Source organism: Metabacillus kandeliae, from assembly GCF_021166585.1.
GTDB classification, from domain to species: Bacteria; Bacillota; Bacilli; order Bacillales; family Bacillaceae; genus Metabacillus_B; species Metabacillus_B kandeliae.
This window is the reverse complement of sequence record NZ_JAJOZE010000006.1, coordinates 149,770-170,830: the sequence shown is the minus strand read 5'-3', so window position 1 is coordinate 170,830 and position 21,061 is coordinate 149,770. Positions and strand designations below refer to the sequence as shown.

Here is a 21,061-nt window from a genome sequence, read left to right as displayed (position 1 = left end):
GAGGACAGGGACCTTATACAAAGCCCAAAAACCGACTCCAAAAACCCTAAGGAAGCTCACTCGCCCCCATCAAATACTTATCACATTCCCGGGCAGCGCCGCGTCCTTCATTGATCGCCCATACAATCAGGCTCTGGCCTCTCCGCATGTCGCCGGCTGCAAAGACGCCTTTGAGGTTTGTGCGGAAGTCGCCGTGTTCTGCTTTTACGGTTGTTTTTCCGCTTGTTTCGATGCCCATTTCCTGGATGAGCTGCTGTTCGGGACCGCTGAAGCCGATGGCCAGGAGGACGAGGTCTGCCGGCCAGATTTTTTCGGTGCCGGGGAGTTCTTCTCTTGTGCGGTTTCCGTTTTCGTCTATTTTGAGTTCAACGTTGATGGTGTGGACTTCTTTTATATGGCCGTTTTCGTCGCCGGTGAATTTTTTTGTCATGACAGCAAAGGCTCTCGGGTCTTTGCCGAAGACTGCTGCGTTTTCTTCCTGGCCGTATTCCACTCTATGGATGACTGGATATTGCGGCCACGGATTTTCAGCTGAATCGCGGCTGGGCTGCTTTTGATTATAGATATCAAATTGGATGAGACTTTTGCAGTTGTGGCGAAGCGCTGTTGCCAGGCAGTCTGTTGCTGTGTCTCCGCCTCCGATTACGATGACGTTCTTTCCTTCTGCTGAGATGGCTTTGCCGTCCTGCAGTTCTGAGTCAAGCAGGCTTTTCGTGTTGGCGTGAAGGTATTCCATTGCGTAATGGATGCCTTTTAAGTCTCTGCCTTCTGCTTCTATATTGCGGTGCACGGCTGCTCCGCCGCATAGAATGACGGCGTCGAATTCGCTCCTAAGGCTTGATACCGGGTAGTCTTTCCCTACTTCTGTGTTCAGGACAAATTCAATGCCTTCTTCTTTCAGCAGGTTGATTCTCCGTTCCACTATATAATAAGGCAGTTTCATTTCCGGAATTCCGTAGGTAAGCAGGCCTCCGGGGCGGTCGCTTTTTTCAAAAACAGTGACGAGGTGGCCGGCTTTATTCAGCTGGGCAGCCGCTGCAAGGCCTGCTGGACCTGAGCCGACGACAGCGATTTGTTTGCCGGTGCGCACGGCTGGCGGTTCTGGAAGCACCCACCCTTCCTCAAAGCCTTTTTCAATGATGGACCTTTCTACTTGTCTGATCGCGACAGGGGGTTCGTTTATGCCGAGCACACAGGCACCTTCACAAGGGGCAGGGCAGGCAAAGCCGGTGAATTCCGGAAAGTTGTTCATTTCGTGTTCGCGCATGAGCGCCTCTTTCCACTGCCCTCTGTAAACTAGGTCATTCCATTCGGGAATAAGGTGGTAGACAGGACATCCTGTTGTGGCGCCGTTTAATTCCATGCCGCTTTGGCATGTAGGGACGCCGCAATCCATGCAGCGGGCCCCCTGCTTTTGTACTTCTTCTTCTGCCATTGGCAGCTTGTAGTCTTTCCAGTCTTTGATTCTCGAAGCCGGATCCCTTTCAGGGGCCGGCTTTCTCTCATATTCCATAAATCCAGTGGATTTTCCCATGCTTGCCGCCTCCTAAAGTGAATTATTTAACTGCTTCAAGGGGTTTATTGCTTTCTTCAAAAGCGGTCATTTCTGCTTCGTCCTTTGTCAGTCCGCCCTGGGTCAGTTCCTGAATCCTGTTTCTGACGGCCGTGAATTGCTTTGGCACAATGCGGACAAATTTAGATGATTCTTGCTTCCAGTTTTCAAGAATTCTTGCACCTTTCGGACTCTGTGTATAGCGAACATGCTTTTTAATCATTTCCTGAATTTCTGTCAGCTCTTTCGTGTCTGCTGCGCGTTCTACTGTCACAAGCTCCAAATTGCATTTCTTTTTAAAGCTTGCTAAAGAATTGGAAAGTACGTAGGCAAAGCCTCCTGACATGCCTGCGGCAAAGTTTTTGCCAATGTCTCCAAGGACAATGACTGTTCCGCCTGTCATGTATTCGCAGCCATGATCTCCTGTTCCTTCTACAACGATATTGGCACCGCTGTTCCGGACAGCGAAGCGTTCACCGGCAATGCCGTTCAAATAAGCCTCACCTGCAGATGCTCCGTAAAAACAAACATTGCCTGCAATCGTATTTTCCTCAGGAACAAAGGTGGAGTCTACTGACGGATAAAGAATCAGCTTGCCGCCTGAAAGGCCTTTTCCGACATAGTCGTTGGCATCTCCAGCAAGTTTTAAAGTGACTCCCTTTGGTATAAAGGCACCGAAGCTTTGGCCGGCAGAGCCGGTAAATTTGAGCTGGATGGTATCCTCTGCAAGTCCTTTTTCCCCGTACTTCTTCGTAATTTCGCTGCCGAGCATTGTACCGGTTACCCTGTTGATATTCCGGATAGCGGCAACCGCTTCAATCGGCTCCTGATTTTCAATTGCTCTCCGGCAGAGCGGGATCAGCTCCTGATAATCGAGTGATCTTTCAAGTCCGTGATCCTGCTTCTTAACGGCGTAGCGGCTTACTTCCGCTGGGACGTCCGGCTGGTAAAGAAGGGCGGAAAGGTCTACACTGCTGCCCTTCCAGTGGTTTATTTCTTCATTCTGCATCAGTGCATCGGTTCTGCCGATCATTTCATTCATTGAGTAGAAGCCAAGCTCTGCCATGTATTCGCGGACTTCTTCTGCAATGAATTTCATGAAGTTAACAACATGGTCAGGTTCGCCGATGAATTTTTTCCGCAGTTCAGGATTCTGTGTAGCCACTCCTACAGGGCATGTATCAAGATGGCAGACTCTCATGAGCACACAGCCGAGTACGACAAGAGGGGCTGTTGAAAAGCCGAATTCCTCTGCGCCTAAGAGGGCTGCGAGCACAACATCGCGTCCTGTCATCATCTTACCGTCTGTTTCCACTTTAATTCTGTCGCGCAGGCCATTCAGGAGCAGTGTCTGGTGGGTTTCGGCAAGGCCGATTTCCCAAGGCAGGCCAGCATGCTTGATGCTTGTCCTCGCTGCTGCGCCTGTTCCGCCGTCATAGCCGCTGATCAAAACGAGATCTGCCCTTCCCTTTGCAACGCCTGTTGCAATTGTCCCGACACCGACAGCAGAAACAAGCTTGACGCTGACCGTTGCGTTCGGATTGGCGTTTTTCAGGTTGTGAATAAGCTCCGCCAAATCCTCAATCGAATAGATGTCATGATGAGGAGGAGGGGAAATCAGTTCGACTCCCGGTGTGGAACCCCGCACCTCTGCGATCCATGGATATACTTTTTTCCCAGGCAGGTGACCGCCTTCGCCCGGCTTTGCTCCCTGGGCAATCTTGATCTGAATTTCATCTGCATTTACAAGATAGTGGCTTGTCACCCCAAACCGGCCTGATGCCACCTGCTTGATGGCGCTTCTTCTCAAGTCTCCGTTTTCGTCAGGTGAGAACCTCGCTGGATTTTCACCGCCTTCTCCCGTGTTGCTTCGGCCGCCTAACTTGTTCATCGCGATGGCGAGCGATTCATGTGCCTCCTGGCTGATCGATCCATAGGACATGGCACCTGTTTTGAACCTTTTCACGATATTCTCAACAGGTTCAACCTCCTCAATCGGAATCGGCTTTCTCTTTTTAAAGGAGAGCAGCCCTTTCAGCGACTGGAGGTTTTGGCTTTCGTCAGTCAGCAGTGCTGTATATTCTTTGAATAAAGAGTAGTTCCCCGTCCGGCATGCCTGCTGGAGAAGATGAATGGTTTTAGGATTGTACTGGTGGTCTTCACCGTTTGTCCGGTATTGAAATTCATCCCCTGATTGTAAATGTTTCTTGCCGCCCCTGTTCTGGCGGTAAGCATTATCGTGCCGCATGACAGCTTCTTTTTGAATAAGTGACAGCCCGATGCCGCCAAGCCTTGAAGCTGTTCTTGTAAAATATTTTTCTATCACATCCGGATGGATGCCGACAGCTTCAAAAATCTGTGCGCCTCGGTAGCTTTGAATAGTGGATATGCCCATTTTGGATAGTACCTTTATAACGCCGTCTGTGACGGCATGGATGTAGGCTTCCTCCGCTTCAGGATAGGAAATACCCGACAGATCGCCATTTTCAATCAATTCAGCAGCTGTGTTTAACGCAAGATACGGATTAATGCCTTCCGCACCGTAGCCGATCAGTGCTGCAAAATGGTGCACCTCTCTCGGCTCTCCTGATTCAAGCAGGATGCTGACTTGAGTTCTTGTCCCTTTGCGGATCAAATGGTGATGAAGTCCTGAAACAGCAAGGAGGGCTGGAATCGGCACAAGGTTCTCATCAACGCCTCTGTCAGAGAGAATGAGAAGAACCGCCCCTTTCTCTTTTTCCTGATCTGCTTTTTGGAACAGCTCTTCCAACGCTTTTTCCATTCCATTCGGGTCTTCCTTTGAAAACAGGATGGAAAGGGTAGAAGCTTGAAATCCCTCAAGAAGCTGCTGTCTTAATTTTTCAAGGTCCTTGTTTGATAGAATCGGTGTTTCCAAGTGAATATGCCTGCAGCTTTCCGGCCGAGGACGGACAAGGTTGCCTTCAGCTCCAATGGTTGTCCCGGCAGCTGTGACAATTTTCTCCCTAATAGCATCGATTGGAGGATTCGTTACCTGGGCAAAGAGCTGTTTGAAATAGTTGTATAAAAGCTGCGGCTTTTTCGATAAAACAGCAAGCGGCGAATCGTAGCCCATTGAGCCGACGGGATCTTTTCCTGTAGAGACAAGCGGCTTAATAATCTTGCTGAGTTCCTCAGAGGTATAGCCAAAAGCAAGCTGCTGCTCCAAGAGAGCCTCTGAATGAATAAACGGCTGCTGTTCTGCTGCTTCAGGCAGATCGTGAAGGTATAGCCGGTTATTTTGCAGCCATTCGCCATATGGATGCTCAGCAGCTATTTGGCTTTTGATCTCTTCATCTGGGATAATTTTGCCCTTTTCCAAGTCAATTAAGAGCATCTTTCCTGGATGCAGACGGTCTTTATAAACAATCTCATCTTCAAAAACGTCCAGGGCGCCAACTTCGGACCCCATGATGATCATGCCTTTTTTAGTAACAGAATATCTTGCAGGACGAAGCCCGTTCCGGTCAAGACAGGCACCGATCTGCCTGCCGTCTGTAAAAACAACGGCTGCCGGTCCGTCCCACGGCTCCATCAGGCTTGCATGGTATTCGTAAAAGTTTCTTTTCTCTTCTTCCATCCCGCTGTCGTTCGCCCACGGTTCCGGAATCATCATCATAGCTGCATGGGCGAGCGGCCTTCCTGAAAGGTGCAGAAACTCTAGACCGTTATCAAACATGGAGGAATCACTGCCGTTTGTATCAATGACCGGAAGAATTTTTTCCAGGTCCTCCTCACTGAAATAATCAGATACACAAAGTTCTTCCCTCGCCCTCATCCAGTTGACATTCCCTCTGAGCGTATTGAATTCGCCGTTGTGGATTGTCATGCGGTTAGGGTGGGAACGCTCCCAGCTAGGGAAGGTATTGGTGCTGAAGCGTGAGTGAACAAGGGCAAGCGCTGAAGCAAAATCAGGATGGGTAAGATCAATATAGAAGGAATCAAGCTGCTCTGGAATCAGCATGCCTTTATAAATGATGGTTCGTGTTGACAGGCTGCTGATATAAAAGGCTTCGTGCCCTTCTTTTTCAGGAATCAGCTTTTCGGCCCTTTTGCGAATCACATACAGCTTCCGCTCAAAGTCCATTTGATCTGTCATCTCTTTGGAAGGAGCGATAAAGACCTGACTCACAAAGGGCTGCGTTTTTTTAGCTTCGTGCCCGACAAATGAATCGTTGACAGGTACTGTGCGCCAGCCAAGAAAATCCTGGCCCTCCTCGCGGATAATCTGCTCAAACATCTCCTTGCTTTCATTCCGGATCACGTGATCCTGTGAAAGGAAAACCATGCCGATGCCGTAGCTTCCTTCCGGCGGAAGGTAGATTTCCTCCCGCTCGCACTGTTTCTTGAAGTACCTGTGAGGGATCTGCGTGAGAATTCCGGCCCCGTCTCCTGTACTTATGTCAGCGGACTGGCCGCCGCGGTGCTCCAGGTTGCTCAGTATGTTAATGGCATTCTGGACAATCGCGTGCGACTTTGTGCCGTCTATGTTGGCTATCATGCCAATTCCACAGGCTTCATGCTCCTGTGAAGGGTCATACAAGCCTTGGGATTTAGGGAAACCATGTCTTTTCATGCCATTATCACTCCTGTTCAATTAAGTATATATATTCACATAAGTGAATTTTTATAAATTTTAATAGACACTATTCTTCAATTTTCGAAAGTATATCATATTTTTCTATTTGCGCAAAATTTAGATAACTTAAAATTTACAGATACCCTTTACTATTGAAAAATATTCCTAGCATAAAAAAATAGAGCCTTCAGCATGCATGAGATTTGGGTTTTTCTCATGAATTACTTAAAGGCTCCATATGGAAGAAATTATCTATTTTTTGAATGAAAGCGTTTTTTATTAAGGAAAAATTAAATTTTTCAAATACCCTATATCCAGGCTTCATCTGTAAAAATATAAGAAACAAACTCATTTTTCTTTATTTTTTCCAAGGCATCTTCCGGTTTTTCCGGATTGCCGGACCAGTCATATATATATTGATAAAAGCTGAGGCTGTTCAGCATCTCCTCTGCCAGCCGCATTTTTTCTCCTGCAATATCGGCGCATCCCGTTAAGGCCAGGCTTTGCTCGAGAAAAGCAGGGTGCAGGGAGACATAAAAGGCAGGCCGCAGCTCTTTTAAATAACCTGCAAGATGAGGGATCTGCTGAAATTCACCGCCCTCAATGTCCATTTTGATAAAGTTTACCTCTTCAGCCTTGCACTCCTTAACAAGCTCTTCAATAGGAAGCGCCCTGACAGATGTGTAGTGATCCTCTGAAAAAGAAGGAAGAAGGCTTGAAGTTGAGTCGCCAAAGTGGCCCCGTTTATACAGCTTGATTTCCCCGGCTGTACCGGAAAGCGCTGCATTGACAGAAATGACTTTTTCATTAAGCTCCGGATTCAGCTGAAGGTTGGAGCAGAGCTCTGCATAAGCGACAGGATCCGGTTCAAGAGCCATCACTCTTTTTGCTCTGTTTGCTCCATATAAAACAGTCGGTCCAATCCAGGCGCCAATATCCAGGTAAGTCTTATCAGGCTTTAAATACCTGTCAAACACCTCGAATGTATCAGCTTCCCATTCGTTTTGCCCGATCAGTCCCCAAAACCAGCTTGAAATGGCACTTGCCTCCACATAAAAAACAACACCGTTTTTCTCAATTTTTTCTGGCAAACCGCTCTCTCCTTTCCAGCACTGCATATTCAGCCTATGCGCCTTTTCAGCTGGCTGTGCAGAAAAGAGCTGCCTTCACTCAGGGATATTGCTTCTATAACCGACGTTCTGCTTCTTTATCAAGCTCTCTTTTTCCAGTTTTTTAAACGCTTTCTGGATGTCTTTTTCCTCCCAATGCTGCAGATAGCCGAACTGCTCCGTTTCATCCAGTTTTTCTTCGCGGATTTTACTGGATGTTCTGCCCTTCAGCACTTGGGCGAGCAGGTGCAGCGGCTGGTTTTGAAGTTCTGCCTCAAGCCCTGTGAGGATGACAGTGAGATCCTGGAAAGATAAAGTAGATTGCTTGATAGCCAAAATAGTCTTCTCAGGCGGAAGCACCTCGGCAGTGAGCGCATTTTCCAGCTCAACTTCTAAAAGCTCAAGCCTTGCCTCTGTCTCCTTAAAAGTTGTTTGGCGAATTTCCTTTAAAAGCGACAGCGGGCTGATCACGAATCCGGAAAGCCAGAGAAGCTCGGAAGGATCTCTTGTTTCCGGAGCAGCGGTTTGGTGAAGATGCTTTAAGAATGCGCTGAATGGATCCGCTTCTTTCTCCAAAAAGGGCTTGGCATAGAGCTTTTCCATCATTTCCATTACTTTTGGCAATTTTATTAACCGCTTTTTCCAGTCCATCACTTTGTCCAAATCCTCCAAGAGACCTGTATTTTTAGCAGCGAGCCCGTTAAACAGCCTTTCAATCGTGGCTATCCTTTTTTTCGCTTTTTCCATATCAGGTTCTTCCTCGAGCTCCAGCACCGATTCCTTTACATGGTAAATCAGCTTTGTTTTGCATTCTGCGCAGCTGAAAACCATCGTTTCTGTTTCAGAATGAAGGCTCATTTCTTTCTGGTGGCTGCATAAGGGAGGAAGCAGGCGGTACGGGCGCAGAACAATCTCAATCCGCTTCCTCCAAAAGGACACATCCTCTGGCGGAGATAATAGCGACAGCAGGGATGAACGGTTCATTTTTTCCGCGGCCTCTATCACACGTTTTTTTTCATGTGCGAGCTGGACAAAGGGATGTTTGTAATAGGACTCTTCCAAGAACTTTTCCCATTCTCCCCTGCTTTTTTTGGAGATATAAGCGGCAAATAGATAATCGCGTACCGTTTCTTTTACATGGGCAAACAGGGCATCTCTTGATAAAGAAGCAAAGCTTTCCGGATAAAACCCCTCTGGATGAAGGGGAACGCCATGCTGGGAGGAAAATTCCTTCCATAAAACACTTTCCGGCCGGATAAAATGCGGATAAAGTTCATCTCCCTTTTTTGAAAAAACGGGAAAGACCGCACTTCCTCCAAGTCCAAAGAACCCCTGAAGGGCTTGCCGTTCAGGCTCTTTCATATCCAGCTCCTGCAGGCATTCCTCCATTCTTCCGAATACAGCCCGCTCCTTTTTATGTCCAGGCGAGCGGACGCTTTTTGTTTTTTTCCCAAGCGGAAATACTGCTAAGGAGGGATAGGGATCAAAATATTGGGCGAGTGCATCTAGACTCATTAGGGATCAGGCCTTTCTTCAAAGTAAGTTATGAACTATTATAATCGGAACAGGCCTGGCCTTTAAGAAATATGCAAAAGAGCATGTGCTGAATGATCAGTCCATGCTCTTTTTACTGGCACCCTGCATTTTTCTGAGAAGCAATACGATCAGAAGCAGGGAAACGGCTCCTATAATGAGGTTGAAAATCCATTTTGGCTGCTCCCCGGGCACTGCTGAATGGGAAACAGTGCGCGCCGTCTCATTTCCTAGGAGTGCCTGAACCGGTTCTTCTTCATCGACCAGCTGCCTGAAGGAGGCAATGTCATAATCGGGCTTTGAAGCCTTCAGATTGCCGTAATACAGTCTGGCGCCTTTTCCTTCAAACACCAGCTGGTCCACTGTGTAATCCATGACAACAGAAGGGATTTTTAAAGGGGCATTGTCCTTGTTGTGAATTTTGATTTTCAGTTCCTGAGAAGAGACAGGATGCTCCAATTCTATTGTGCTCTTTTCATACTGCTGGTTTTTAAAGCTAAGCTTATAGATTTCAGAATCCCCCTCAATTGGAACAGGGAGGCTCTTTTCGTCTGTTATTTCAATCGATCGCTTATAGTTTCCTTCGCCGTAAAGAGTGAGTTTTGTTATTCTCAGCTTTTGGTTATTTTTCAAATCAATTACCGTATTCCTGCCCTCCTGGAAAATCACCGTTTCAGCTGTTTTCTGTTTAAAATAATCTTGAATGCTCTCCTTCTGCAAATTGTGCTGCAGGGTGATCCCCCTGAAGGCGAGCTTTTCAGGATTTTCCATGATTTCCAGGCGATAGAATCCGTATGGATAGGTCCCGCCAAGGGGGATGGTGTCTTTTTCGGCATCATCTGTCCGGTAAAGATAATCTACAGTTACCGGCTCCCAATTTGTACCGTCATGGCTGCCCCATACGCTGATCTTTTTTAGAAAAAGACCTTCAGGGAGCTGAACCTGCAGAGTGTTTCCCGCTATATCCTGATTCATTTTCAGAGGCAGAATTTGAAAATCGTTGATGCTGCTATTCTTCTTCTGAATGCTTTTTACCAGCTTGGCAGAATAGGCAGCCGTTTCTGACTCTGTTCTTTTATCACTGTTTTTCAAATAGTAGGGAAGCGGCTTTCCATCGTTATCGGCAATTCTTAAATCTCCGAGATCCTCCCTGGCATGCGCATAAATGTCTTCATCAAGCGTTATAAACTGGTATTGGCCTTCAGCTTGGAAGGTGATCGGCTTATAGTATTTCCACTTATTAAAGTCCTCTTCCGCCTGAGCGGGAAGAGTTCTCCCCGCTGCAAGGACAAGAAAAAGAATCAGACTAATCCTGTGAAACATTCACGCTGTCCTCCTGTTTGCTGGAAACCTTCTGATAGATAAATGAGATGCCGAGGAGTGCCAGCCCAAAGCAGAAATAGGCGGCAATCTTACTGGCTTCTTCAAGGAAAGCCAGATCGAAAATAAAGAGCTTCGCCGTTGAGAGCAAGGTTACGCCAAGACCAAGCCTTCTGACGTACACCAGTTTTTTCCGGAAACCGTAAAAAATATAAACGGCTGCTGTTAGGAGCATGATGATGCTGAACGCAAAGCCGGAGAAGCCGAGCCTAAACTGAACCGTCAAGAAGGCGGCCATGACACCGAGCAGATAAACAGCCAAAACAACGGGGTAAAGTTCACCGCTTTGATAAAAGCGTTTGGCAAAGGCTAAAATCACATCCCTGCCTACAAAAAAGACGAGCACATTAAAGCAAATGAGAAGAAGAAGCGCCAAGTACTGGAAAAATCCATTGTCTGAAAGCGGTTCTTTCAGTACAGGGGTCCCCGCAGTCAGGCAGAATACTGTGAAAGAGCCTGCCGCATATAAAAACAAACTGTAATACTGAACAGCCTGATCATACAGAATCCGGACTTTCTGCAGGATGTACGCAAGCCCCGCAGTCAGGAAAGCCTCAAGCAGAATCAGATAAAACCAGAATTGTTCGAATCCTTTCGGCACATTAGCTAAATACAGATGCTGCGCTTCGTAAAGCAAATAGAACCAAAGGTTCAGAAGCGAGAAATACTTTAATGCTGCATACATGTAGGAGAGTTTTTCAAATATACCGAAAAAACCGGTCCTTTTGCGGACAAGCGGGTAATAGACCGCTGCAAGCAAAAGGGCTGCCGTTATGGCAAAATACTTCAAGCTGTAGGAAAGCACAGGGGTGCCAATGAGCCTTGCACTACTCTCAAAATAAAAGACGGCAAGGCAAAGCAGGAAAATCACCCAGCCGGCTCTTTCCAGCTGCTTTGCTTTTTCTCTCAAGCCATAAATAATAAGAATAACCGCTTCTGCAAGCCAGCCGAGCGAAAGCCACTGCACCCCGAATTGGAACGGAATAACAAGCACCGCAAAGGCAAGAGACGTTCCATAAAATAAAAGCCTTGTCTGCTTTTCATTGGAAATGGATTTTTCCGCAAACCGTCCAAGCCCAAAATAGACGAGGCAGAACACGATAGCCAGAATCCCTCTTAAATGGTTCCAGTCAAGCTCGCTGAACAGCCAGTACATCACACTGCAGCTGATGACTGTATTAAGTGCAAGCAGGATGGTATCTCCGATGTGCAGCACTGCTTTGTGTACGAATGGATAGCTGACTGTCAGCCCCAAATAGAGAATAAAGGTAATAAGTGCAAAGCAGATGCTGATTAGATGGTTTTCTGCCAGACCAATTAAAAGCAGCATTGAAGGCATATTCAGCCCAAAGCTGATGTACTGGACAACGCGCCATTGCTTCTTAAAGGAAACCATGAGGATCAGCACGTTTAAAAGAAGCAAATAAACCATCGCCGGGTAAATGGCGCTCTGTGAAAACTGAAAAGCCGCCAAATAGGAATACAGCGGAATATAGCCGCCAGCGAGGCCGAATGTACAGACTGTCCGTGACGCGTAGCGGAGTGACAGCAGGACCGCAGAGCCTGTAACAAGCACAGACAGCAGCAAGGCCGGAATCATGCCAAGAATCCCAAGCAAAAAGTAACTGAAGAAAATCGAGCCGTACAGGACGGAAATTCCCCCTCCTATCAGCCCTAGAGCAAACGTTTTCCGGTTATTCCGGTAAAACCATTCTCCGCCTGCAAGCATAATGGCACCAAGCAAGAAGAAGGCTCCACCTTTGAAATAATCATTAAACCAGTTTGCATACGAATATTGAAATGCCGCAGCCACTCCTAAAATGATCAGCAGGATTCCGATTTTATTAATCCAGCTGAGGCCGATTTTCATTTCAATCTGATTTTGTTTCATTCTCTTTTGCATCATTTCTTCTGAGAGCGGTTCTTCTTTCAGCTTTTCATGCTGAGCATCCATTTCAGCAAGCACTGTTTGTTCCCGCTGCCTTTGCTTGAGCCTCACTGCATGAATTTGAGCAGAAAGCCGAACCTTAAGCTCTTCCATTTCCTGAAGCATCTCTGCCGCTTCCTGCTTCAGCTCCCTTTCTGCCTGAAGTTTCATGGCATCCATCTGGCCCTTGCATTCAGCCTCCCATTCCTTGAGGCGGTTTTTCCCGGAAGCCGCTGATTCGGAAAAATACGTTTGAAGCTTTTCCCTGGAGACCATCAGGAGATTCATTTTCTCATCCATCATTTGCTCCTGCAGGGCAATCCGCAGCTTTCGGTTTTCTCCCGTGAGTTCTGTTTGCCGCTTTTTCAAGCTGCCGGCATCTGCCTGGACCTTTTTCAGCTGCTGCTTTAATTCCAGATTTTCCTGCAGCAAATCATGTGCATCATATTCTTTCATAATGGCATTACTTTCTGCAGCGAGCTTTTCAGAAGCAAGCTTCAGCTGCTGCAGCCGGACTTTCAGCTCATCCATTTTGCGCCTCCTATACTAGTCAATAGTTATTCCCTCTCACATAATACCCCTTTTATAGGAAATATTTCTATCTTTAATCCCAAAATATGTTTTCCGTCTTTACCCGTACAAGAATAAATTACTTTCGGCCAGCAGAAACTATGAAAAAGGAAGGGAGCTAATTTCATGAAGATCATTCAAAAAACCGCCGCTGTCCTTTTCGCTGCTTCCATTTGCAGTGCTCCTCTGACAGTAAATGCAGCCAATCTGCCAGCTGAACAAAGTAAAGATGAAGCGGCAATCTCTGCCGATCAAGCCAAGAAAATTGCCCTTAAAGAAATTCCGGGCCAGATCACAAAAATCGCCCTCAAAAAAGATGAGGACGGCGTGCTCGTCTACAAAATTAAAATACTGAAAGACGGACAGGAATTCAAAATCAAGATTGACGCCCAAACAGGAAAACTCCTAAAAATGAAAAACAAAGACTGATTATCATGTGCATCTCTCAGCAGGTGCACTTTTTTCAAACACAGCCGAAAGGATGAAGTTAATGAAACGTTTGTTTAAACTGACCGCTCCGCTGCTGCTCTCTGCCACCATGCTCCTCCTGCCCGTACAGGCACATGCAGCCTCAGGGCATCAAATCGCCCAGGAACCAAAGCTAGAAAAGGAACAGCCTGTAAAAAAGATGCTCACAATGGAGCAGGCTATGGCGATTGCGTTAAAACAAGTGCCGGGAAAAGTCGTGAAAGTGGTTTTTAAGATGAAGGAAAACAAGCCGGCAGTCTATAAATTTGTGATCGTGGCCGATGGGAAAAAACATAAAGTAAGAATTGATGCAGCGACTGGAAAGGTTTTGAAGGTGAAGAAGAAGGATGGCGCGGGTGGCGGGGAGTAGGCAGGGTGCTTGGTTTGCTGCACCTGTCCCCCAATAATAAGGTGACCTGGCCCCCATTGCGGTACAGCATTGGGGGCCAGGCACACAGCAGCTTTGGTACTTGCAGGACAACAATTGCAATAAGCAGGGACAGAGCTTTAAATCGCTAAAGAAGTGAGGGACAGGTGCCGGGTAAGATGCACCTGTCCCTCATTTCTTTACTGGATAAAAGGACAGAGACCACCCTTTTTAACCTTAGCGTACCAAGGGAAAATTGGGGCGGGGTCTGTCCTTTCATTCTTTATCTGAATGGGGGACAGGAGCCTCTGTAAAATGGGGACAGAGACCTGCTCCCACTATCTGCCTCTAAAACCAGCCTGCAAAAACTCATTACTGAGCGGTATAACCGCCATCCATTACAACAGCCTGTCCAGTAACACTTTTCGCTTTATCACTCGCAAGGAACATGGCATAGTCAGCGATCTCTTCCACGTCCAAAAGGCGTTTCTGCGGGACGAGCGGATAGATGACTTCTTCGAGCACTTTATCCAGTGCGACATGGCGTGAGTCAGCGATGCCTTGAAGCTGGTTGCGGACAAGCGGTGTGTCGACGTAACCAGGGCAGAGGGCATTGACGGTAACGCCGTGTTCTGCTGCTTCGAGTGCAGCTACTTTTGTCAGGCCGATGACTCCGTGCTTCGCGCTATTGTATGCGGCTTTTCCGGCAAAGCCGATAAGGCCGTTGATGCTGGCAACGTTGATGATTCTGCCGAAGCCCTGCTCTTTCATGATTGGCAGTGCGTGCTTAATTGCGATGAATGGAGCTGTCAGCATAATTTTAATCATCAGTTCAAATTTTTCTGTTGGAAATTCTTCGATCGGCGAGACATGCTGAAGGCCTGCGTTGTTGATGAGTACGTCTACGCGTCCGTATGTTTTATGTGCTGTTTGAATCATTTGCTGGATGTCACTTTCGTTTGTGACGTCCGCTTTAATACCGATCGCTTCATGGCCGAGCTGACGAAGCTTTTCGGCTGCTTCTTCCACTCCAGTTTGATTGATGTCTGTTAAAACGACTTTGCTGCCGTTCTCAGCAAAGGTTTTTCCTATTTCATACCCAATTCCGCTTGCGGAACCAGTAATAACGACGACTTTATTTTCTACCATTCTTTCCACGTCCTTTTTATCTTTTGTTACCCTGTTTCATAAGGTTTTTATCCTTAATTAAGCGTACTCCTCATTTGTTTATTCGTAAAATACACAGTTTGTATCGCAGCCATTCCTTTTGGTAATAGCAAAAAAGCCTGAATGGAGGTCCATTCAGGCTTTTTCTTATACCATAATTTTGCAGATGTCGTTTGTGAATTCCACAGGGTCGCCGACAGGCAGTCCTTCGATCAGCAGAGCCTGGTTGTAAAGCAGGTTTGTATAGAGGCTGAGCTTTTCCTGGTCTTTTCCTAAAGCTGATTTGAGCGATTGGAATACCTCGTGGTCTGTGTTGATTTCAAGGATTTTCTCAGCTTGGACGTTCTGGCTGTTTGGCATGGCGCTCAGAATTTTTTCCATTTCAATCGATACTTCTCCTTCCGTTGAGAAGCAGACTGGATAGGATTTAAGCCTCTTTGAGACGCGGACATCCTTTACTTTGCCTTTCAGAATTTCTTTCATGGCATCAAAGAGTTCAGTGTTTGCAGCATCTTCTTCTTTATTGCTGTCTTTTTCCTTTGGCTCAATGCCAAGGTCGCTGCTTGAGACGGAACGGAATTCTTTTTCTTTGTAGTTCATGAGCATTTTGATGGCAAATTCATCTACCTCGTCTGTGAAGTAGAGAATTTCATAGCCTTCTTCCGCAACGGCTTCTGTTTGCGGCAGTTTTTCGATGCGTTCATAGCTTTCGCCTGAAGCATAGTAAATGTATTTTTGGTCTTCCGGCATTCTGGAGATGTATTCATCAAGTGTGACGAGCTTTTTCTCTTTGGATGAGTGGAACATCAAGAGATTCTGCAGGTCTTCCTTGTGTGCGCCAAAGTCGCTGTATACGCCGTATTTCAGCTGGCGGCCGAACGCGCTGAAGAATTTTTCGTATTTTTCGCGGTCTTCCTTCAGCAGGCTTTCGAGCTCGCGCTTGATTTTGTTTTTAATGTTTTTCGCGATAAATTTCAGCTGCTTGTCCTGCTGAAGAATTTCGCGGGAGATGTTGAGAGAAAGGTCTTCTGAATCAACCATTCCTTTGACAAAGCTGAAATAGTCAGGCAGCAGATCGCCGCATTTTTCCATAATCAGAACGCCGCTGGAGTACAGCTCAAGGCCTTTTTCAAATTCTTTTGAGTAGTAGTCGTACGGCATTTGTTCCGGAATGAACAGGATCGCATTGTATCGGACTGTGCCGTCAACACTGATATGGATGTGCTTCAGCGGTTTGTCAAAGCCGTAATGTTTTTCAGCATAGAAGCTGCTGTAATCTTCATCTGTCAGTTCATTCTTATTTTTTCTCCAGATCGGAACCATACTGTTGATCGTTTGTTCTTCTGATGTTTCCTCGAGTTCCTCGCTGCCCTCTTTCGGCGTGCTGACCATTGCATCCATTTTGATCGGGTAGCGGATAAAATCTGAATACTTCTTAATAATGGCTTTTAAACGGTATTCATCGAGAAATTCATCATAGTTCTCGTCTTCTGTGTTTTCTTTAATTTTAAGGAGAATTTCCGTACCGACTTCTGCTTTTTCAAAAGGCTCAATCGTATAGCCGTCCGCATTGTGAGATTCCCATTTGAAGCCTTGTTCGCTGTTAAGTGCTTTTGAAATGACGGTAACAGAGTCGGCAGCCATGAAAGCAGAGTAGAAGCCGACACCGAATTGCCCAATAATGTCATGGCCGTCCTTCAGTTCGTTGTCTGCTTTAAATGCCAGGGATCCGCTTTTCGCAATGGTTCCGAGGTTTGTTTCCAGTTCATCCTTTGTCATCCCGATGCCTGTATCTGTAATTTTCAACGTTCGGCTTTCTTTATCAGGCGTAATTTTTATGTAGTAGCTGTCTTTGTTAAAAGAGAGGCTGTCATCTGTCAGGGCTTTATAGTAAATTTTATCAATGGCATCGCTTGCGTTCGAAATCAGCTCTCTTAGAAAAATTTCTTTTTGGGAATAAATCGAGTTGATCATCATTTCCAAAAGGCGCTTGGATTCTGCTTGAAACTGCTTTTTTTCCATTAGTAAATTTCTCCTCTCATCTATCTTTTTAGCACTCTATCATTTAGAGTGCTAACCACTAATTTAATAACACATTCTGGAATAGGTGTCAACAGAGCTGAAAAAATCCCCTATTAAAAAAGGGGATCCGGCCTACACTTTAAACTGGGCAATCAGGGTTTGCAGTTCATCAGCCATTTCAGTGAGTGACTGAGCGGAGACTGAGATTTCTTCCATTGAGGCGAGCTGCTCTTCTGATGCTGAGGCAACCTGCTGGGTTCCTGCAGAAGACATTTCCGCAGCTTCTGCGATCTCGTTCACGGCGCTGACCATTTTCCTTGTGCCGGCTGCCATTTGGTGAACTGCTTCAGAGACTTCCTGAATTTGCCCTTTCACTTCATTAACGGACTCTTTAATCATTGTAAAAGACTCGCCGGCTGTATGAATAACACCGATTCCGTCTGCCACTTCTTTTACCGCATCCTCCATTGTCCCGACCGCCTGCCTGGTCTCATCCTGGATGGAGGAAATCAGTCCTGATATTTGCTGGGCTGAATTGGCTGTCTGCTCGGCAAGTTTTCTGACTTCGTTTGCTACTACTGCAAAGCCGCGTCCGTGTTCACCGGCACGCGCTGCTTCAATTGCAGCATTCAGGGCAAGCAGGTTTGTCTGTTCCGAAATGCCGGTAATGACTTCAATGATCTGGCCAATTTCGGCTGAACGGGCTCCAAGCCCTCTTACAGAGGTGCCGAGACCATTGACTGTCTGGCCGATGGAATTCATTTGGCCGACAGCCTTTTCAATGGCTGATTCGCCTTCGGACGCTTTGCCTGCTGTATCTGTTGCCTGCTGGAATGCTTTCACAGCGCTGGTTTCAATTTGATCAACCCCAGAAGACATTCTCTGGATATTTTGATTGGCTGCTTCAACGTTCTGCACTTGGCTTTCTACACCGCCAGCCATCTCCTGCATGGTGAAGGCGACTTGTTCGGCTGAAGTACCGGATTGTGCAGCACTTGCAGTCAGCTGTTCAGAAGAGGCGGCAACCTGGTCGGCTGCTGTTCCTACCTGCTGGATAATGCTTCTCAGGTTTTTAGTCATTAAATTAAAGGAAGCGGCAAGCCCCCCGATTTCATCTTTATTTCGAATCACAATATCTTCCGAAGAAAGATTTCCTGACGCAATTTCCTCGGCAGCCTTGTTTAGTCTAATGAGAGGTCTTGATATGACAAGCGAAATACTGACAGCAATGATGATCCCTGCCGCAACAGCAATAATAGAAAGAATAGTGATCAGCATGGAGCCTGTGGAATAAAGCTGAAAGGATTCTGATGTTGCCTTTTTTGCGCCTTGCTGATTCAGCCTGACGAGCTCTGTTATGCTGTTGTTTGCATTTTCCCAGAAAGGCGTAGCGGAAGCATGGGCCGCAATCGCTTCTTCATCTTTGTTCGCTTTAGTGAGCTTGATGATAGCCGGCAGCTGCTGAAAATAGCTGTTATAATTTTTCTCGAATGAATTATACATGGCTTTTTCCTGCTCATCTGAAATCAATGCTTTGTACTTCAGCATCTGCTCGTGAACTTTTACGTTTAATTTGAACAGCTGAGACTCAAAGCCTGTCATGTTGCTGATATCCTTTTCAACGATGGAACGCAAAACGAGCCTTTGAACATCTGACACATCGCCATTAAGCTCTCCGAGAATAATGACTCCAGGCATCCGGTTTTCATCAATCTCTCTTGTTTTCATTCCCATGCCCCCCATCCTTGTCAATGCGATAGCGCTTACAGCGATCAGCAAAGCAATGACGAGCATGAAGCTTCCAACCAGCTTTTTTCGAATAGTAAACTTCATATCCCCCGTGTCTCCTCATCCAATCTTTCTATATAGGTATTTATAACTATTATCGGAAAATTTTTCAAATATGTTAATAAAAAAGAGAAGAAATCCTAAGATTTCTTCTCTCTGCTCCAATTATTTTTTATAACCTTCTTCAACAAGATCAAGTCTTCCTGTTTCAGGGTCAATTACAAGCCCGTGAATAGGAATATTCGGCACAAGCGGGTGGTTGCGAATCAGCTCGACGCTGCCTTTAACCGATTCCGAAACATCATCAAAGCCTTTCAGCCATTTTTTAATATCAAGGCCTGAATGCTCCAGTACATTAATGGTGTCTTTAGGTATGCCTCGCTCTGTAAACTTCGCCATCATTTTTTCAGGATCAATGCTGCTCATGCCGCAATCATAATGCCCGATGACGAATACTTCATCTGCACCAAGCTCATAAATAGCAACAAGGATGCTTCGCATAATGCCACCGAAAGCAGTTGATACAACGCCGCCGGCAGACTTAATAATTTTGACATCGCCGTTTTTCACATTCATGCTTGCAGGCAAAAGCTCAAGCAGCCTTGTATCCATGCAAGTAAGGATGACAAATTTTTTGTTAGGAAATTTTGATGTTATGTAAGGTTCATATTGCTTTTGCTCAACAAACGATTCATTAAAGCTTAAAACTTGATCAAGCAGTCTTTCCACTTCACTCACTCCTTCATAAAAATTAAACCATCTCTCATATCATACCATGTTCTGTCCATTTCATGATGAAGAGAGATTTTAGTTGACGAAAGAGCAGCCGGCATGTTAATTTGTATATGCAAATGAAATGAGGGTTGGAAAATGAATGAAGAAGAACAGCTGATTATCCATTGCCTGTACTTCACAGCAAGCCGCTTTGCACGGAATATTACGAAGCTGGCTGAAGAGACGTTTGATTTTGGCGACTTGGCACCTTCCTATCTCTACATGATCCTTGTGGTTCACTATCACCCGGATATTACCCAGAAGGAATTATGCCAAAAGCTCTCCATAGCGCCATCAACAAGCACAAGGTTCATCGATAAGCTGGAAAAAAATCAGCTCGTGAACCGGAAAATGAACGGCAAGCAGACCTATATTTCGCTCACAGAGAAAGGCGAAGAGGTTTATGAAGAGTTCCGAACATCTTTAAAGGAGTTTTTCAGCCGCTATTCCGATATTCTTGGCCGTGAGTTCAGTCTTGATTTAAGCAAAATGCTGCATGAAGCAAGCAATAAGCTGGAGAAAGGGAAATAAATTTTTTTACTCTTTCATTTGCATATACAAATGATTAAGCGGGAGGGTTTTTATTGGCTGAAAAAGGAATGATTATTGTTGGGGCTGGACCTGGAATCAGTCTTGGAGCTGCGAAAAAATTTGGCCGGAACGGCTATAAAATTGCTTTGATCGCCAGGCGAAAAGAAGCCTTGCTGCAGTATGAAAATGAATTAAAAAGCGAAGGCATTGCAGCAAAAGGCTTTGAAGGGGATGCTTCCTCGGAAGAAAGCCTTAAAGCGGCCATACAGGCTGCCATCCGCGAGCTTGGCAGAGTGGATGTGCTTTTATATAATGCGGCAGCCGGCAAGCCTGGTAAGCCGACGTCCCTGACTGCCGAAAATCTGATGAATGACTTTAAAATAAGTGTGGCAGGTGCCCTGACAAGTGTGAAGGAAGCCCTTCCCCATTTGGATGGAGGAGCCGTCCTTTTAACAGGAGGCGGCCTTGCTATCCATCCTGCTGCCGATCTCGCCTCACTTTCCATCGGTAAAGCAGGAATCAGGAGCCTTTCCCATACCCTCCATCAGGAGCTGAAAGAGCAAGGGATCTATGTTGGCACTCTTATTGTAAAAGGCTTTGTACAGGAGGACACTTATTACTCGCCTGATCATATTGGAGAGGCTTTTTACAAAATGGCTGAAGATAGAAACACACATGAACTGATTTTTGAAGAAAAATAACAAACACTAAAGGAGAAAAACCTCATGAAAACACTCATTATCGCTGCCCACCCAAACCTTGGGCAATCCAAAGTAAACAAGGCATGGCTGAACCGTATTCAAAAAGAAGAAAATGTCACCGTGCATGATCTTTATAAAGCTTATCCTGACTTCAACATTGATGTAAAAAAGGAACAGCAGCTCCTGCTGGATCATGACCGTATTGTGTTTCAGTTTCCGTTCTATTGGTACAGCTCTCCTGCATTGTTGAAGCAATGGCAGGATGCTGTTTTGGAATACGGTTTTGCCTACGGATCAAATGGAACGGCGCTTCACGGAAAAGAGCTGCTTCTCGCTATTTCTACCGGCGGACCTGCTGAAGCGTACAAGGAAGGCGGCTATAACAAGTTTGAGATGAAAGCTCTGACTCTTCCTTTCCAGGCAACGGCAAATTTGACCGGCATGACGCTTCTTCCATCCTTCCTGCTGCAGGGTGTACGTACTGTCACAGAGGAAATGCTTGAAGAAAGTGCTGAAGCGTATGCTGCCTATGTTCAGAATCCAGATTTGAAAGGATGAGCTTTTGTCTCATCCTT

General features: G+C 46.1%; 15 protein-coding genes. 5 read left to right on the top strand and 10 right to left on the bottom strand.

Annotated features, from left to right (window positions below; all coding sequences use genetic code 11):
- Positions 1-46: 46 nt before the first annotated feature.
- The 6 genes from LRR81_RS14330 to LRR81_RS14305 form a co-directional block, all read right to left on the bottom strand.
- Positions 47-1,534 carry a glutamate synthase subunit beta gene (locus tag LRR81_RS14330; protein ID WP_231790066.1) on the bottom strand — a complete coding sequence of 496 codons (1,488 nt, stop codon included), beginning with the start codon at positions 1,532-1,534 and terminating at the stop codon, positions 47-49.
- Between the two features lie 22 nt (positions 1,535-1,556).
- Positions 1,557-6,146: a glutamate synthase large subunit gene (gene gltB / locus LRR81_RS14325; protein ID WP_231790065.1), complete on the bottom strand. Its 4,590-nt coding sequence runs from the start codon at positions 6,144-6,146 to the stop codon at positions 1,557-1,559.
- 311 nt (positions 6,147-6,457) lie between these two features.
- On the bottom strand, positions 6,458-7,240 hold the full coding sequence (locus tag LRR81_RS14320; protein ID WP_231790064.1) for an FkbM family methyltransferase: 783 nt from the start codon (positions 7,238-7,240) through the stop codon (positions 6,458-6,460).
- Between the two features lie 75 nt (positions 7,241-7,315).
- Positions 7,316-8,773, bottom strand: coding sequence for an RQC-minor-2 family DNA-binding protein (locus LRR81_RS14315; protein WP_231790063.1), 1,458 nt, complete (start codon positions 8,771-8,773; stop codon positions 7,316-7,318).
- Between the two features lie 96 nt (positions 8,774-8,869).
- The gene (locus tag LRR81_RS14310) at positions 8,870-10,114 is read right to left on the bottom strand and encodes a DUF3999 family protein (RefSeq protein ID WP_231790062.1); all 1,245 of its coding nucleotides are present in this window, start codon (positions 10,112-10,114) and stop codon (positions 8,870-8,872) included.
- Complete coding sequence (locus tag LRR81_RS14305) at positions 10,098-12,629, bottom strand: DUF2339 domain-containing protein (RefSeq protein ID WP_231790061.1); 2,532 nt, start codon at positions 12,627-12,629, stop codon at positions 10,098-10,100. Before LRR81_RS14305 ends, LRR81_RS14310 begins: the two co-directional genes overlap by 17 nt.
- Positions 12,630-12,794: 165 nt before the next feature.
- Between LRR81_RS14305 and LRR81_RS14300 the strand changes: the two genes are divergently transcribed.
- The gene (locus LRR81_RS14300; protein WP_231790060.1) at positions 12,795-13,097 is read left to right on the top strand and encodes a PepSY domain-containing protein; all 303 of its coding nucleotides are present in this window, start codon (positions 12,795-12,797) and stop codon (positions 13,095-13,097) included.
- Positions 13,098-13,158: 61 nt separating this feature from the next.
- Entirely contained in the window at positions 13,159-13,506 is a 348-nt protein-coding gene (locus tag LRR81_RS14295) for a PepSY domain-containing protein (protein WP_231790059.1), read from the top strand.
- A gap of 369 nt (positions 13,507-13,875) precedes the next feature.
- Here LRR81_RS14295 and LRR81_RS14290 read toward each other — a convergent pair whose 3' ends face one another.
- From LRR81_RS14290 to LRR81_RS14275, 4 genes are all read right to left on the bottom strand, one after another.
- Entirely contained in the window at positions 13,876-14,652 is a 777-nt protein-coding gene (locus tag LRR81_RS14290) for a 3-hydroxybutyrate dehydrogenase (protein WP_231790058.1), read from the bottom strand.
- Between the two features lie 165 nt (positions 14,653-14,817).
- Positions 14,818-16,692 carry a molecular chaperone HtpG gene (gene htpG, locus LRR81_RS14285; RefSeq protein WP_231790057.1) on the bottom strand — a complete coding sequence of 625 codons (1,875 nt, stop codon included), beginning with the start codon at positions 16,690-16,692 and terminating at the stop codon, positions 14,818-14,820.
- A 132-nt stretch (positions 16,693-16,824) separates the two neighbouring features.
- Positions 16,825-18,525, bottom strand: a complete 1,701-nt coding sequence (locus LRR81_RS14280; RefSeq protein ID WP_231790056.1) for a methyl-accepting chemotaxis protein — start codon at positions 18,523-18,525, stop codon at positions 16,825-16,827.
- Between the two features lie 120 nt (positions 18,526-18,645).
- A complete protein-coding gene (locus tag LRR81_RS14275; RefSeq protein ID WP_231790055.1) occupies positions 18,646-19,209 on the bottom strand; it encodes a beta-class carbonic anhydrase in 564 nt (187 codons plus the stop codon).
- A gap of 141 nt (positions 19,210-19,350) precedes the next feature.
- Here LRR81_RS14275 and LRR81_RS14270 point away from each other — a divergent pair, with 141 nt between their 5' ends.
- Genes LRR81_RS14270 through LRR81_RS14260 form a run of 3 tightly spaced genes read left to right on the top strand, consistent with a single transcriptional unit; the run spans position 19,351 to position 21,044 of the window.
- The gene (locus tag LRR81_RS14270; protein WP_231790054.1) at positions 19,351-19,785 is read left to right on the top strand and encodes a MarR family winged helix-turn-helix transcriptional regulator; all 435 of its coding nucleotides are present in this window, start codon (positions 19,351-19,353) and stop codon (positions 19,783-19,785) included.
- A gap of 53 nt (positions 19,786-19,838) precedes the next feature.
- Positions 19,839-20,486 (top strand): SDR family NAD(P)-dependent oxidoreductase, encoded by a 648-nt coding sequence (locus LRR81_RS14265; RefSeq protein WP_231790053.1) that lies wholly within the window; start codon positions 19,839-19,841, stop codon positions 20,484-20,486.
- A 24-nt stretch (positions 20,487-20,510) separates the two neighbouring features.
- Positions 20,511-21,044, top strand: a complete 534-nt coding sequence (locus tag LRR81_RS14260; protein WP_231790052.1) for an NAD(P)H-dependent oxidoreductase — start codon at positions 20,511-20,513, stop codon at positions 21,042-21,044.
- Positions 21,045-21,061: the final 17 nt, after the last annotated feature.